The organism is Pseudescherichia sp. AS216, assembly GCF_037152055.1.
GTDB lineage: Bacteria > Pseudomonadota > Gammaproteobacteria > Enterobacterales > Enterobacteriaceae > Pseudescherichia.
The window spans coordinates 419,899-434,863 of record NZ_JBBCMV010000002.1; the positions used below are offsets into that span (position 1 = coordinate 419,899).

Consider the following 14,965-nt stretch of genomic DNA (forward strand, 5'->3'; position numbering starts at 1 on the left):
CGCTTATTTGTGAAGTAGATGAGTTATGAAGTTGATTTGCCACGTAATCCGCATTGCGGTTAATTGAAATGGAAAAAGTATGAAGAACTGGAAAACGCTGCTTCTCGGTATCGCCATGGTTGCGAATACCAGTTTCGCCGCGCCGCAGGTTGTCGATAAGGTCGCTGCCGTCGTGAATAACGGCGTTGTACTGGAAAGCGACGTTGATGGTTTGATGAAATCCGTAAAGCTTAACGCCGGACAGGCGGGCCAGCAGCTTCCTGATGACGCCACGCTGCGTCATCAGATCCTGGAGCGGCTGATCATGGATCAAATCATTCTGCAGATGGGCACCAAAATGGGTGTCAAAGTCACCGATGAGCAGCTCGATCAGGCTATCGCCAATATCGCCAAGCAGAACAACATGTCGCTGGATCAGATGCGTAGCCGTCTGGCCTATGACGGTATGGATTACAACACCTACCGCAGCCAGATCCGCAAGGAGATGCTGATTTCCGAGGTGCGTAACAACGAGGTGCGTCGTCGCATCACCGTTCTGCCGCAGGAGGTTGACTCGCTTGCCCAGCAGGTAGGTAACCAGAACGACGCCAGCACTGAGCTGAATCTGAGCCACATTCTTATTCCGCTGCCGGAAAATCCTACCTCCGATCAGGTTAACGAGGCGGAGAGCCAGGCACGCTCGATCGTTGAGCAGGCCCGCGGCGGAGATGACTTTGGCAAGCTGGCGATCACCTACTCGGCCGATCCACAGGCGCTGAAAGGCGGCGAGATGGGCTGGGGCCGCATTCAGGAGCTGCCGTCTATCTTTGCTCAAGCGCTGAGCACGGCGAAAAAAGGCGACATCGTTGGGCCGATCCGTTCCGGTGTAGGCTTCCACATTCTGAAGGTTAACGATCTGCGCGGCCAGAGCAAAAGCGTCTCCGTGACGGAAGTTCACGCTCGCCATATTCTGCTGAAGCCGTCGCCGATCATGACCGATGATCAGGCTCGCCTGAAGCTGGAGCAAATTGCAGCGGACATTAAGAGTGGCAAAACCAGCTTTGCCGCGGCAGCGAAGTCCTTCTCCCAGGATCCCGGCTCGGCTAACCAGGGCGGCGATCTCGGCTGGGCAGCAGCAGATATCTTCGATCCGGCTTTCCGCGATGCGCTGATGAAGCTGAACAAAGGCCAGATGAGCGCGCCGGTTCACTCCTCGTTTGGCTGGCACCTGATTGAACTGCTGGACACGCGTAACGTCGATAAAACCGACGCCGCGCAGAAGGATCGTGCCTACCGCATGCTGATGAACCGCAAATTCTCTGAAGAAGCGGCCAGCTGGATGCAGGAGCAGCGCGCCAGCGCCTACGTGAAGATCCTGAGCAACTAATGAACGTTCAGCGCATCGTTATCACTCCCGGCGAACCCGCCGGGATTGGTCCGGAGCTGGTCGTCCAGCTGGCCCAGCGCGACTGGCCAATGGAGCTGGTGATCTGCGCCGACCCGCAGCTTTTAGCCGACCGGGCGTTAATGCTCGGTCTGCCGCTGACGCTCCTCCCCTACGATGCCAACCTGCCCGCGCAGCCGCAGCAGGCCCGCACCCTAACGGTGCTGCCCGTTGCTCTGCACGCGCAGGTTGTTCCAGGCCAGCTTAGCGTGGCTAACGGTAGCTACGTTGTTGATACCTTGGCCCGCGCCTGCGACGGCTGCCTGAGCGGCGAATTTGCTGCGCTGGTGACTGGCCCGGTGCACAAAGGGGTGATTAACGATGCTGGCGTGCCCTTTACCGGGCACACCGAGTTTTTTGAAGCGCGCTCCGGCACCGCCAAAGTGGTGATGATGCTGGCAACCGAGGCGCTGCGCGTGGCGCTGGCGACCACGCACCTGCCGCTGCGGGAGGTGGCCGACGCCATTACCCCGGCGCTGCTGCGCGATGTCATCACCATTCTGTATCACGATCTGCAAAACAAATTTGGTATTGCCCATCCGCACGTGCTGGTTTGCGGCCTGAACCCACACGCGGGCGAAGGTGGCCATATGGGCAGCGAAGAGATTGATATCATCATTCCGCTGCTTGAAGCGCTGCGCGCCGAGGGCATGAACCTCAGCGGTCCGCTGCCTGCCGATACCCTGTTCCAGCCTAAATATCTCGATCGGGCCGATGCGGTGCTGGCGATGTATCACGATCAGGGCCTGCCCGTGCTAAAATACCAGGGCTTTGGCCGCGGTGTGAACATTACGCTCGGTTTACCCTTTATTCGCACATCCGTAGACCACGGCACCGCGCTAGAACTCGCGGGCCAGGGGAAAGCCGATGTCGGCAGTTTTATTACGGCGCTTAATCTCGCCATCAAAATGATTATTAATACTCAATGAATAGCAGAGTCCATCAGGGGCACCTGGCCCGTAAACGTTTCGGGCAAAACTTCCTTAACGATAAATTTGTCATCGACAGCATTGTTTCAGCCATTAACCCACAGAAAGGCCAGGCCATGGTCGAAATCGGCCCCGGCCTCGCCGCGCTGACCGAGCCGGTGGGTGAGCGCCTGGACGAGCTGACCGTCATCGAGCTGGACCGCGATCTGGCCGCGCGCCTGCAAACGCATCCGTTCCTCGGGCCAAAACTGACCATCTATCAGCAGGATGCCATGACCATGAACTTTGGCGAGCTCTCCCTGACCCTGGGCCAGCCGCTGCGTGTCTTTGGTAACCTGCCCTATAACATCTCCACACCGCTGATGTTCCACCTGTTTAGCTATACTGATGCCATCGCCGATATGCACTTCATGCTGCAAAAAGAGGTGGTAAATCGTCTGGTTGCAGGCCCGAACAGCAAAGCGTATGGTCGTTTAAGCGTGATGGCACAATACTATTGTCAGGTGATCCCGGTGCTGGAAGTGCCGCCGACGGCCTTTACCCCGCCGCCTAAAGTCGACTCTGCGGTGGTGCGCCTGGTACCGCATACCACGATGCCGCACCCGGTTAAAGAGGTTCGCGTGCTGAGCCGCATCACCACCGAAGCGTTTAACCAGCGCCGTAAAACCATCCGCAACAGCCTCGGCAATCTGTTTACGCCGGAGGTTCTCACGTCGTTAGGTATTGACCCGGCGGTGCGGGCAGAGAACGTCTCTGTCGCCCAGTACTGCCAGCTGGCAAACTACCTGACGGATAACGCGCCGCCGAAGGAGAGTTAAGCCATGATCAATTCGCCCCGGGTATGTGTTCACGTACAGAGTGTCTATATCGAATCGCAGTCGGCACCTGATGAACAGCGCTATGTTTTCGCCTATACGGTGACCATCCGCAATCTGGGACGCGCGCCCGTGCAGCTGCTGGGGCGCTACTGGCTTATCACCAACGGCAACGGCCGTGAAACCGAGGTACAGGGCGAAGGTGTGGTTGGCGTCCAGCCGCACATTGCGCCCGGCGAAGAGTACCAATACACCAGCGGGGCCGTTATCGAAACGCCGCTGGGTACCATGCAGGGCCACTATGAGATGATCGATGCTGAGGGCAATCCGTTCCGCATCGACATACCGGTCTTCCGACTTGCCGTTTCAACACTCATCCATTAATCCATGTCGACATATCTTATTGGCGACGTTCACGGTTGCTACGATGAACTGATCGCATTGTTAAAACAGGTCGCGTTTGACCCTAAAACCGACACCCTCTGGCTAACGGGCGATCTGGTTGCACGCGGCCCGGCATCCCTGCAGGTGCTGCGTTTCGTGAAATCATTGGGCGATAGCGTACGCGTTGTGCTGGGCAACCATGACCTGCATCTGCTGGCCGTGTTTGCCGGCATCAGTAAAAACAAGCCAAAGGATCGTATTACGCCGCTGCTGGAGGCGCCGGATGCCGATGAGCTGCTGAACTGGCTGCGTCGCCAGCCGCTGCTGCAGGTGGACGAAGAGAAAAAGCTGGTGATGGCCCATGCAGGGATCACCCCCCAGTGGGATCTGCCGACGGCTCTGGCCTGCGCACGGGATGCCGAAGCGGTGCTGGCCAGCGACTCCTATCCGCTGTTTTTAGATGCGATGTATGGCGATCTGCCCAATAACTGGAGCCAGGAGCTGAGCGGTCTTGCACGCCTGCGTTTCATCACCAACGCCTTTACGCGGATGCGCTACTGTTTCCCGAATGGCCAGCTCGACATGTACTGCAAAGACATGCCTGATAACGCCCCTGCCCCGCTGAAACCGTGGTTTGTGATCCCCGGTCCGGTGACGCAGGAGTACAGCGTGGTGTTTGGTCACTGGGCATCGCTGGAGGGGAAAGGCACACCGGAAGGCGTTTACGCCCTGGATACCGGCTGCTGCTGGGGTGGCGTTCTGACCTGCCTGCGTTGGGAAGATAAAGCCTACTTTACCCAGGCGTCGAGCCGCCACCTGGATCTGGGTGAAGGCGAGGTGGTTGCCTCCTGATGAGCTGAGTTTACAACGCCGGGCGGCACTGCGTTTGCCCGGCCTACAATGCTACACCTTTCGTAGGCCTGATAAGCGAAGCGCCATCAGGCGTTTCCATCAGCTAAACGTTAACGGCGCTCCAGGATCTCAAAGCAGTAGCTGTGGGAGTTCTGCGCGTCGGCATCGTGAAACTCGCTAAAGGTCGACTCCCAGTCGTCCGGCTCGTAGTCCGGGAAATGGGTATCGCCTTCCACTTCCGCATCGATATGCGTCAGGTAGAGACGCTGGGCCTTGGGCAAAAACTGCTCGTAGATGCGCCCGCCACCGATCACCATAATCTCTTCTGCATCGCCGCAGGCGGCAATGGCGTCCTCAATGGAGCTAACCCATTGAACGCGATCGTCACTGCCCGGCTGGCTGCTAATGACGATGTTTTTACGCCCCGGCAGCGGACGCCCGATGGACTCCCAGGTCAGGCGACCCATCACCACCGGCTTGTTTAAGGTATTGCGTTTAAACCAGGCGAGATCGGCAGGCAAATTCCACGGCATGGCATTTTCCATACCAATTACGCGATCGACCGCTAACGCCGCAATCAGACTGATCATTGTATATATCCCGGAGCTAAAAATTGTCGCCACTATACGGAAAGCACTCACGCTCGTCGACTGGCGGAAAGGTAAAGAGAACGAAAATTTTTCATTCTGCTGGCGGGCCCGCAGTTGCCTGGGGGCCGCCAGCGGAGATGATTAAACCGTCGGCTTAGCCTGCGGCTCGTCGCTGACATCGCCGGAGTGTTTACCCTCCTCCGTGCCCTGCCAGCCGTGCCGCTGAGTATGAGAGAGGTGTGCCCGATCCTCGGTGATGATCTCCGTCAGCATGGCGCTGGTGCGTTTGAACACCGCCGCCCGCGCCTGGGTATCATCTTCACCCTGCGCCATCTCCTCTATCATGTCTGAATTATAGCGGCGAAACAGATCGGCGCGCTCCCGGGCCTCATACTCTCCCAGCCCCAACCCCTCCAGCGCCAGCCGGCCAGTACGCAGCGCGCCTTCAAAGGTTTCACGCTCCGGACGCTCGACGCCCGCCTGACGCAGGCGGATAAAGTGATCGACGTCGCGGGCGCGGGCAACGATATGCAGATGCGGGAAGTGCTCTTTAGCCAGCTCGGTCAGCTGCAGGTTGGCTTTGGGATCGTCAATGGCGTTGATCAGCACCTCGGCCTTGCCTGCTCCGGCGGACTCCAGCAGATCCACGCGGGTCGCATCGCCATAGAAGACCTTCATGCCAAACTTGCGCAGGGTTTCAATATGATCGGGATCGTGATCGAGAACGACCATTTTCACTCCGCTGGAGAGCAGCAGACGGCCGGCAATCTGACCAAAACGGCCGAAGCCCGCAATAATGACCCGCGGCTGCTCTTCATCAATCTCATCTGCTTCTTGTTGCTGACCGGTGGTTTTGTTATCAAGCCGGGTCAGGAGCACCAGCAGCAGCGGCGTCGCGGCCATTGAGAGCGCCACCGCCAGGGTCAACGCTTTGGCCCACTCGGGATCCAGCACGTTAGCGCTTTGCGCCGTGCCGAACACCACGAAGGCAAATTCGCTCCCCTGCCCCAGCAGAACCGCGAACCAGCGCCGCTGCTTGCTCGGCACCTTTAACGGGCGGGCAATCAGCCACAGCATCAGGATTTTAATCACCAGGAAGCCCACCAGCAGAATGATAATGCGCAGCGGGTGGGTGACGAGGGTACCGAAGTCGATAGACATGCCGACGCCGATAAAGAACAGCCCCAGCAGCAGGCCTTTAAACGGCTCGATATCGCTCTCCAGCGCGTGGCGGTACTCGGAGCTCGCCAGCAGTACCCCGGCCAGGAATGCCCCCATCGCCATCGACAGCCCGGCCTCCTCCAGCAATAGCCCGAAGCCAAAGACCAGGAACAGCGCCACGGCGCTGAAAACTTCCCGCAGGCCAGAGCGGGCGACAAAGCGCAGCGCCGGACGCGCAACGTAGCGGCCAATCAGCACGACGATTGCCAGCGCGGCGACTACCTTCAGCGCTGAGAGGGCAAAGGCCCCCAGGGTCGTGGCTCCGCCGCTGGCCGCCAGCAGGGGGATCATCGCCACCAGCGGAATGGCGGCGATATCCTGGAACAGCAGAACGGCAAAGGCGCTGCGTCCCATCTGGGAGACCATCAGGTTACGCTCGTTCATTGCCTGCATTGCGATTGCCGTCGAGGAGAGCCCCAATGTCAGGCCGATCAGCACCGCCACCTGCCAGCGCAAGCCCAATGCCATACAGAACGCGCCCAGCAGCAGACCGCAGACCAGCATCTGCAATGCACCGCCACCAAACACCGAGGCCCGCAGCTTCCATAGCCGCTGAGGATCCAGCTCAAGACCGATGACGAACAGCATTAGCACCACGCCGATTTCAGCAAAGTGCAGAATTGACTCGGCATCGGTGACCAGCCGCAGCCCCCATGGGCCGATAATACAGCCCGCGATCAGATAGCCGAGCACTGAGCCGAGGCCCAGCCGCACCGCAATCGGCACGATCAGCGCCGCCGATCCCAGATAGATCAGCGCTTGTATCAGGGTATGGCTATCCATGATTGACCTCCTGCCACTCCATCAGCCGCTGCTTGTAGTGACGCGCCTTGGCGTTCAGGGTTTCATCATCGTTTACGAAGGTGTTATGCATCGAGAAAGGGGCCAGCCACTTCATGCCGCAATAGATCGCCGTGGCCTGCAGGGGCTGCGCCAGCGCCTCAAAGCCGGGATGCGATCCAATATCGAAGTGGTGCTCGCCGCCGCCGGTGGTCACCGCCCAGAGCAGATGTTTGCCGTGCAGGGCGGTACCGCCCTCGCCGTAGGCCCAGCCGTGCGTGAGCACTTTATCCATCCACAGCTTGAGCAGTGGCGGAACGCTATACCACTGAAGAGGATGCTGCCAGACCACCAGATCGGCACGCGATATAGCCTCCTGTTCGGCGGCGATATCAATATTGAAGTCGGGATAGAGTTGGTAAAGCGAACGGACTTCTACGCCATCCAGGGTTCTTGCCTGCTCAAGCATCCGCTTATTCGCGTGTGAATGCCGCGGATAGGGATGAGCATAAATAATTAGAATCATTCATTAACCTGTCTAAACTGCACTGTTGTAATTGCAGTGAGTTTAGACAGTTAATCGGTGCGCTTACAGAAGAAAGATCCGCTTTGCTTACTCTTTTTCGATCAGCTGGGAGACATCGGAGGTTTTAATCTGGCGGCTATAGCCCTGCTGGTCAACGTAGCGGGTCATGCCGGTATCTTTATCAATTTCAGGCTTGCCTTGGGTAACAATCATCTCGCCGGTTTTGGTCGACATAATGTAGTCGCTGGAGCAGCCTACCAGCGAAAGCGATACGGCCCCCAGCAACAGAACAGCAGCAATCCTCTTCATAACACTCTCCTTTAATCGTGGAGAGAGGAGTGTAGCGAAGCGATATATTATTTAATATCGCAAAAATATATTAAAATGCTAACGACGAAGCGATTAGAAATATATTCATCTGGGTGATGATTCAGACAGTAATAATAAAAAAGCCCGGCACTATTATGCTGCCGGGCTACGATCGATATCGCTGACGGTGCAGAATTAGTTATCGAGTTCGCTCATATTTTTCAGCTGGTCGCGATTGATCTGTTCTGTCTGGCCTGTTGTGGCATTTTTGTACGACACCATACCGGTGTCACTGTCTACCTTCGGTTTTCCGTCAGTCACAATGGTTTTGCCGTCGGTGGTTTTTACAGCCTGATTAGAGGAACAACCCGCTACGGTAAATAACGTTGCTGCGGCCAAAATAGATGTAATGAGAATGCGCTTTTGCATGGTGTTCTCCCTGCTTTTAGGTGAATTTCAGTTGTCTTCCTGACTAACTGTAGACTATTTGCCTGATGTATCAGGGAAATACAGAACACTCTTAGGCAGCGAACATTATTCCATGCCTCATAGCCACTCGCGACGCGTAAAATGAAAAAACCCGCCGAAGCGGGTTTGGGTAACATTTGCCAGCGCTTATTTAACGATCTGCGCGTGCATCTCCTGCACCGAGGTGACTTTCTCGGTGGCATCCGCATTTAGCGCCATCGCCGTGGCGAAGCCGCCGTTCAGCGTGGTGTCGTAGTGCACCTTATACTGCAGAGCGCTGCGACGGATCAGCTTGGAGTCCTCAATCGCCTGACGGCCTGCGGTGGTGTTGATGATGTAGGTGTACTCGCCATTCTTGATACGATCCTGAATGTGCGGACGCCCCTCATGCACCTTGTTCACCAGACGCGGGTTGATACCGGCTTCACCCAGTACAATCGCCGTACCGTGAGTGGCGTCCAGCTCAAAGCCGAACTTCAGCAGCTTGGCGGCCAGGTCAACGACGCGCTCTTTGTCGCCTTCGCGTACGGAGAGCAGCGCACGGCCCTGTTTCTTCATGGTCGAGTTACTGCCCAGCTGCGCTTTGGCAAACGCCTCGGCAAAGGTGCGGCCCACGCCCATCACTTCACCGGTAGAGCGCATCTCTGGCCCTAACAGCGGATCCACGCCCGGGAACTTGTTAAACGGCAGCACCACCTCTTTCACCGAGTAGTACGGCGGGATAATCTCTTTGGTGACGCCCTGCTCGGTCAGGGATTTCCCTGCCATCACTCGCGCAGCCACCTTCGCCAGCGGCACGCCGGTGGCCTTGGAGACGAACGGCACGGTACGCGCCGCGCGTGGGTTCACCTCAATCAGGTAGACTTCGTTGTCCTTCACCGCGAACTGCACGTTCATCAGGCCACGCACCTGCAGCTCAAAGGCCAGCTTCTGCACCTGCTGGCGCATCACGTCCTGGATCTCCTGGCTCAGGGTATAGGCCGGAAGTGAACAGGCCGAGTCACCGGAGTGTACGCCCGCCTGCTCGATATGCTCCATGATGCCGCCGATCAGCACCATCTCGCCGTCGCAGATGGCATCTACGTCCACCTCTACCGCATCGTCGAGGAAGCGATCCAGCAGCACCGGCGCGTCGTTGGAGACGCTTACCGCCGTCATAAAGTAGCGACGCAGGTCGATCTCGTCGTAGACAATCTCCATCGCCCGGCCGCCCAGCACGTAGGAGGGACGCACCACCAGCGGGTAGCCAATCTCTTTCGCCTTCTCAACCGCCATTTCAATCGCGGTCACGGTGGCGTTGGCCGGCTGCTTCAGCTTCAGACGGTCAACCGCCTGCTGGAAGCGCTCGCGGTCTTCGGCACGGTCGATAGCATCCGGGCTGGTACCGATAACCGGTACGCCTGCGGCTTCCAGGGCACGCGCCAGCTTCAGCGGGGTCTGGCCGCCGTACTGGACGATAACGCCCTTCGGCTTCTCGATGCGCACAATCTCCAGCACGTCTTCCAGCGTGACCGGCTCGAAGTAGAGGCGATCCGAGGTATCGTAGTCGGTGGAGACGGTTTCCGGGTTACAGTTGACCATGATGGTCTCGTAGCCGTCTTCGCGTAGCGCCAGCGAGGCGTGCACGCAGCAGTAGTCGAACTCAATGCCCTGGCCGATACGGTTTGGCCCGCCGCCCAGCACCATGATTTTGTCACGATCCTGAGTCGGGTTCGCCTCGCACTCCTCCTCATAGGTGGAGTACATGTAGGCGGTATCGGTAGAGAACTCTGCGGCACAGGTATCCACACGCTTGTAGACCGGGTGCAGATTATACTGTTCACGCAGCTTGCGGACTTCTGCTTCACGCACGCCCGCCAGCTTGGCCAGACGCGCATCGGCAAAGCCCTTGCGCTTCAGCTGGCGCAGGAAGTCAGCGTCGAGGCCGTTGATGCCCACTTCCGCCACCTTCTCTTCCAGGCGCACCAGCTCTTCAATTTGCACCAGGAACCAGCGGTCAACGTTGGTCAGGTTAAAGACGCCGTCAACCGACAGGCCTGCACGGAATGCATCCGCGATGTACCAGATACGCTCTGCGCCCGCGTCTTTCAGCTCGCGGCGAATTTTGGTCAGCGCTTCCGGATCGTCCAGGCTCACCTTCGGGTCAAAACCGGTCGCGCCCACTTCCAGCCCGCGCAGCGCTTTTTGCAGCGACTCCTGCTGGGTGCGACCAATGGCCATCACTTCGCCCACGGACTTCATCTGGGTGGTCAGGCGGTCGTTGGCACCGACGAATTTCTCAAAGTTGAAGCGCGGAATTTTCGTAACGACGTAGTCGATAGAGGGCTCAAACGACGCTGGCGTACGGCCGCCGGTGATATCGTTCATCAGCTCGTCGAGGGTGTAGCCCACCGCCAGCTTGGCCGCCACTTTCGCAATCGGGAAGCCGGTGGCTTTTGACGCCAGCGCCGAGGAGCGGGAGACGCGCGGGTTCATCTCGATAACAATCAGACGACCGTTTTTCGGGTTCACCGAGAACTGAACGTTAGAGCCGCCGGTTTCCACGCCGATTTCACGCAGCACCGCCATCGAGGCGTTACGCATGATCTGATACTCTTTGTCGGTCAGGGTCTGCGCCGGGGCCACGGTGATGGAGTCACCGGTGTGAATACCCATGGCGTCAAAGTTTTCGATAGAGCAGACGATGATGCAGTTATCGTTCTTATCGCGCACCACCTCCATCTCATACTCTTTCCAGCCGATCAGCGACTCGTCAATCAGCAGCTCGTTGGTCGGGGAGAGATCCAGCCCGCGGGCGCAGATCTCTTCGAACTCTTCGCGGTTATAGGCGATGCCGCCGCCGGTACCGCCCATGGTGAATGAGGGACGAATAATGCACGGATAGCCGACGTCAGCGGCAACTGCCAGCGCCTCTTCCATGTTATGCGCAATGCCGGAACGGGCGGTATCAAGGCCGATTTTCTTCATTGCAACGTCGAAACGGCGGCGATCTTCGGCTTTATCAATCGCGTCGGCGGTTGCGCCAATCATGGTCACGCCGAACTCGGCTAGCACACCCTGGCGCTCCAGCTCCAGCGCACAGTTCAGCGCCGTCTGGCCGCCCATGGTTGGCAGCACCGCATCCGGACGCTCTTTTTCGATGATCTTGCGCACCACTTCCCAGTGGATAGGCTCAATGTAGGTGGCGTCCGCCATCTCCGGGTCGGTCATGATGGTCGCCGGGTTGGAGTTAACCAGGATGACGCGGTAACCCTCTTCACGCAGGGCTTTACACGCCTGGGCACCGGAGTAGTCAAATTCGCAGGCCTGGCCGATAACGATCGGGCCAGCGCCAAGGATCAGGATGCTTTTAATGTCTGTACGTTTTGGCATGGTCTTCTCGGCTCCTGATTATTTGGCGGTAGAACGGTAGTGCTTAATCAATTCGATAAAGTGATCGAACAGCGGTGCAGCATCGTGCGGGCCTGGGCTCGCTTCCGGGTGCCCCTGGAAGCTGAACGCTGGCTTATCGGTACGATGAATACCCTGCAGGGTACCGTCGAACAGCGACGTATGCGTTACGCGCAGGTTAGCTGGCATCGTCGCCTCATCCACCGCAAAGCCGTGGTTTTGCGCGGTGATCATCACCGTGTTGTTATCAATATCTTTAACCGGATGGTTGCCGCCGTGGTGACCAAACTTCATCTTCACGGTTTTGGCACCGCTCGCCAGAGCCAGCAGCTGATGGCCAAGGCAGATACCAAACACCGGAATATCGGTTGCCAGGAAGGCCTGGATAGCGTCGATGGCGTAGTCGCACGGGGCCGGGTCACCGGGGCCGTTGGAGAGGAAAATACCGTCCGGGTTCATCTTCAGGACCTCTTCCGCCGGGGTCTGCGCCGTGACTACCGTCAGGCGGCAGCCTCTGTCGACCAGCATACGCAGGATGTTGCGCTTCGCACCGTAGTCGTAAGCCACCACGTGGAACGGCAGCTCCTCTTCTTTTTTCGCTTCTGGCAGCTCACCGGCCAGCGTCCAGCTTCCCTGGGTCCAGCTGTAGGACTCTGCGGTGGTGACCTCTTTCGCCAGATCCATCCCGTTCAGACCGGGGAACGCTTTCGCCTTCTCCAGGGCCAGCGCGGCATCCGGGCTGTCGCCCGCGATGATGCAGCCGTTCTGAGCGCCCTTCTCGCGCAGCAGACGGGTCAGTTTACGGGTATCGATATCGGCAATGGCCACGATGTTATGGCGCTTGAGGTAAGAAGAGAGGTCTTCGGTATTGCGGTAGTTGCTGGCAATCAGTGGCAGGTCACGAATAATCAGGCCTTGAGCATGAACCTGGGACGCTTCTTCATCGGCTTCGTTAGTGCCGACATTACCAATATGGGGATAAGTAAGAGTGACGATTTGGCGGGAATAGGAGGGATCAGTAAGGATTTCTTGATAACCGGTCATTGAAGTATTGAAAACGACTTCCCCAACCGCCGAACCTGTTGCCCCTATGGCCCGACCGTGAAACTGGGTTCCGTCTTCCAGAACCAATAGCGCTGACTTAATCAAAACACCCTCCAGAGAATATTCACTCACTTTATTTGCATATTAATTCATATTGAAGCCACAAATCAATGCAAATCTGCTTACCGGTGTATTTTTGGCAAACGGCGGCATTCTAGAGACAACCCTGATAAAAGTCTACCATCCAGACCACTTTTTCTTACTTTTTTGCAACCCTGAGGGATAACCTGCACCTTAAGATGCAAAAAAGCCAGATAAATTGCACAGGAAAACGCTTGCGTACATGTAAGGATTTCAGTTTTTTATACGTAACGATAAAAACAGGATTGGAGGGTGAGAATCTGCTTTTTTTTATCAAAAACAGCAGGAAGAGAGAGTGTTACAGCGCTTTAAAATCACAAAATGGATCAAACAGACAAAATAAAGGGGCAATAAAATATTGCCCCATGCAATCAAAGCATTGCGATCACAATAACCACATCACGATGGGTAATAAACGCTACAAATTGTTGAGATCGAGCACGTCACGCATATCAAAAAGGCCATTATTCTGTGATTTAAGCCACAAAGCAGCCCGAACCGCACCGTTTGCAAATGTCATACGGCTGGAAGCTTTGTGTGTAATCTCAATGCGCTCACCCACGTCGGCAAACATGGCGGTATGCTCGCCAATGATGTCACCTGCGCGAACGGTGGCAAAACCGATGGTGCCCGGCTGACGCTCACCGGTATAGCCTTCGCGACTGTAAACGGCGCACTCTTTCAAATCTTTATCCAGCGCATGGGCGATGGCTTCCCCCATGGCCAGGGCGGTACCTGACGGAGCATCAACTTTATGGCGATGATGCGCCTCAATAATTTCAATATCGGTGTAGTCGCCCATCACTTTGGCTGCTTTCTCCAGCAGCTTAAGCATGACGTTGACCCCAACGCTAAAGTTAGCGGCAAAAACAATGCCGATGGTCTTTGCCGCGTCGCTGATAGCCTGCTTGCCAGCCTCGTCGAAGCCGGTAGTACCAATGACCATACCTTTGCCATGCTGGCGGCAGAAGGCCAGATGGGTCAGAGTACCTTCCGGGCGGGTAAAATCGATAAACACATCAAAGTCGTCTTTTACCGCCTCAAGGCTGCTCTGCACCGTCACGCCTGATTTGCCCGCGCCCGCCAGCTCCCCGGCGTCGCTGCCCAGCAGGGACGAGCCCTCCCGCTCCAGCGCCGCGCCCAGCGTTACGCCATCCATGTTTAGCGCCGCCTGGATCAGCTGGCGGCCCATGCGCCCACCTGCGCCCGCAATGGCAACGCGTATTTGTGCTTCGTGCATAGTTGTGCTCTTTTGTTAATGAAATGCTATAAATCGCCTTCAGATTAACCAGCCCGCTAACGGGCCGCCAGCCGAAAACGCCGATAATTAGAATTTAATGATAAACGTCGGAAAGTATCAGCAAAAGACATGATTGCTGCCTGAGCGGCAGCAAGGTGCTAAGGCAGGAGATAACTGATGGTAAGCTGGCCTTTCTTCTGTTTAATGCTGCCAATGACCAGCTTATCGATATCTTGCAGGTCAGGAACATGCGTCCCGCCGCACAGATAGGCAGGCAGATCGCCAAAGCGTACCTTACGTCGATCGCTTTCGAACGCCACGTGGCGCAGCAGCCCGGCGCTTATCCATGCCTCAATAATTGTCAGGAGCATGTCGCTCTCCGGTACGGCGGCTCCCTCGCCAGCAGTAAACGTGACCTTCCCCTCGCCCGGCCAGTGATGCGCCTTGATCGGCTGCCAGCCGTGCCGCTCTGCCGCGTAGCCGATCAGATGGCCCGCGCTGTGCCAGCGCGAGTGCAGCCTGCGGGTTTCTGCATCCACCCGCAGCGTCGCTTCGCCTACGGCAAGCGGTTCCGCCAGGATGTGTATCACGCTCTCTCCGCGCTGGACGACGCTCTCAACGCGGATGCCAGCGATCTCTCCTCTGTCGGCCGGCTGCCCTCCTCCCTGGGGATGAAACAGCGTCTTATCCAGCTCGATGGCGTAGCGGCCATCAGGCTCCTGGCTACAGCTGAGCACCTGGGCAATACCCTCAGTCGCATCGCTGGTGTAATAAAGACGTTCAGTCATGGTTGTTCTCCTCTGTCTGAGAACAGTATATTCATAATCTCCGGGACGATAATTCCCTTTTCAAT

The 14,965-nt window shown here is 57.2% G+C and carries 14 protein-coding genes; 5 read left to right on the plus strand and 9 right to left on the minus strand.

Annotation, left to right across the window (positions count from 1 at the left end; genetic code table 11):
- The first annotated feature begins 79 nt into the window (after window positions 1–79).
- The 5 genes from surA to apaH are packed head-to-tail and all read left to right on the plus strand — an operon-like array spanning window position 80 to window position 4,403.
- Window positions 80–1,366 (plus strand): peptidylprolyl isomerase SurA, encoded by a 1,287-nt coding sequence (gene surA, locus WFN61_RS07545; RefSeq protein ID WP_144816181.1) that lies wholly within the window; start codon window positions 80–82, stop codon window positions 1,364–1,366.
- Complete coding sequence (gene pdxA, locus WFN61_RS07550; RefSeq protein ID WP_337038447.1) at window positions 1,366–2,352, plus strand: 4-hydroxythreonine-4-phosphate dehydrogenase PdxA; 987 nt, start codon at window positions 1,366–1,368, stop codon at window positions 2,350–2,352. The genes surA and pdxA overlap by 1 nt, the downstream gene beginning before the upstream one ends.
- On the plus strand, window positions 2,349–3,170 hold the full coding sequence (gene rsmA, locus WFN61_RS07555; protein WP_337038449.1) for a 16S rRNA (adenine(1518)-N(6)/adenine(1519)-N(6))-dimethyltransferase RsmA: 822 nt from the start codon (window positions 2,349–2,351) through the stop codon (window positions 3,168–3,170). The genes pdxA and rsmA overlap by 4 nt, the downstream gene beginning before the upstream one ends.
- Before the next feature lie 3 nt (window positions 3,171–3,173).
- Window positions 3,174–3,551 carry a Co2+/Mg2+ efflux protein ApaG gene (gene apaG / locus WFN61_RS07560; RefSeq protein WP_144816188.1) on the plus strand — a complete coding sequence of 126 codons (378 nt, stop codon included), beginning with the start codon at window positions 3,174–3,176 and terminating at the stop codon, window positions 3,549–3,551.
- Window positions 3,552–3,554: 3 nt separating this feature from the next.
- The gene (gene apaH / locus WFN61_RS07565) at window positions 3,555–4,403 is read left to right on the plus strand and encodes a bis(5'-nucleosyl)-tetraphosphatase (symmetrical) ApaH (protein WP_144816190.1); all 849 of its coding nucleotides are present in this window, start codon (window positions 3,555–3,557) and stop codon (window positions 4,401–4,403) included.
- Between the two features lie 110 nt (window positions 4,404–4,513).
- On the opposite strand, the gene folA is transcribed toward apaH, so the two are convergent.
- From folA to WFN61_RS07610, 9 genes are all read right to left on the minus strand, one after another.
- The gene (gene folA / locus WFN61_RS07570) at window positions 4,514–4,993 is read right to left on the minus strand and encodes a type 3 dihydrofolate reductase (protein WP_154058558.1); all 480 of its coding nucleotides are present in this window, start codon (window positions 4,991–4,993) and stop codon (window positions 4,514–4,516) included.
- Between the two features lie 141 nt (window positions 4,994–5,134).
- A complete protein-coding gene (kefC, locus tag WFN61_RS07575) occupies window positions 5,135–6,997 on the minus strand; it encodes a glutathione-regulated potassium-efflux system protein KefC (RefSeq protein ID WP_312273179.1) in 1,863 nt (620 codons plus the stop codon).
- Window positions 6,990–7,520, minus strand: coding sequence for a glutathione-regulated potassium-efflux system oxidoreductase KefF (gene kefF / locus WFN61_RS07580; RefSeq protein ID WP_144816197.1), 531 nt, complete (start codon window positions 7,518–7,520; stop codon window positions 6,990–6,992). The genes kefC and kefF overlap by 8 nt, the downstream gene beginning before the upstream one ends.
- Window positions 7,521–7,607: 87 nt before the next feature.
- Window positions 7,608–7,829, minus strand: a complete 222-nt coding sequence (locus tag WFN61_RS07585; RefSeq protein WP_144816200.1) for a YgdI/YgdR family lipoprotein — start codon at window positions 7,827–7,829, stop codon at window positions 7,608–7,610.
- 195 nt (window positions 7,830–8,024) lie between these two features.
- Window positions 8,025–8,258, minus strand: a complete 234-nt coding sequence (locus tag WFN61_RS07590; protein ID WP_144816204.1) for a YgdI/YgdR family lipoprotein — start codon at window positions 8,256–8,258, stop codon at window positions 8,025–8,027.
- 186 nt (window positions 8,259–8,444) lie between these two features.
- Complete coding sequence (gene carB / locus WFN61_RS07595; RefSeq protein ID WP_144816206.1) at window positions 8,445–11,669, minus strand: carbamoyl-phosphate synthase large subunit; 3,225 nt, start codon at window positions 11,667–11,669, stop codon at window positions 8,445–8,447.
- A gap of 18 nt (window positions 11,670–11,687) precedes the next feature.
- Window positions 11,688–12,836 carry a glutamine-hydrolyzing carbamoyl-phosphate synthase small subunit gene (gene carA, locus WFN61_RS07600; RefSeq protein ID WP_337038451.1) on the minus strand — a complete coding sequence of 383 codons (1,149 nt, stop codon included), beginning with the start codon at window positions 12,834–12,836 and terminating at the stop codon, window positions 11,688–11,690.
- 454 nt (window positions 12,837–13,290) lie between these two features.
- A complete protein-coding gene (gene dapB, locus WFN61_RS07605) occupies window positions 13,291–14,112 on the minus strand; it encodes a 4-hydroxy-tetrahydrodipicolinate reductase (protein ID WP_144816211.1) in 822 nt (273 codons plus the stop codon).
- A 158-nt stretch (window positions 14,113–14,270) separates the two neighbouring features.
- Window positions 14,271–14,900, minus strand: a complete 630-nt coding sequence (locus WFN61_RS07610) for an alanyl-tRNA editing protein (protein ID WP_337038453.1) — start codon at window positions 14,898–14,900, stop codon at window positions 14,271–14,273.
- Between the last annotated feature and the right edge of the window lie 65 nt (window positions 14,901–14,965).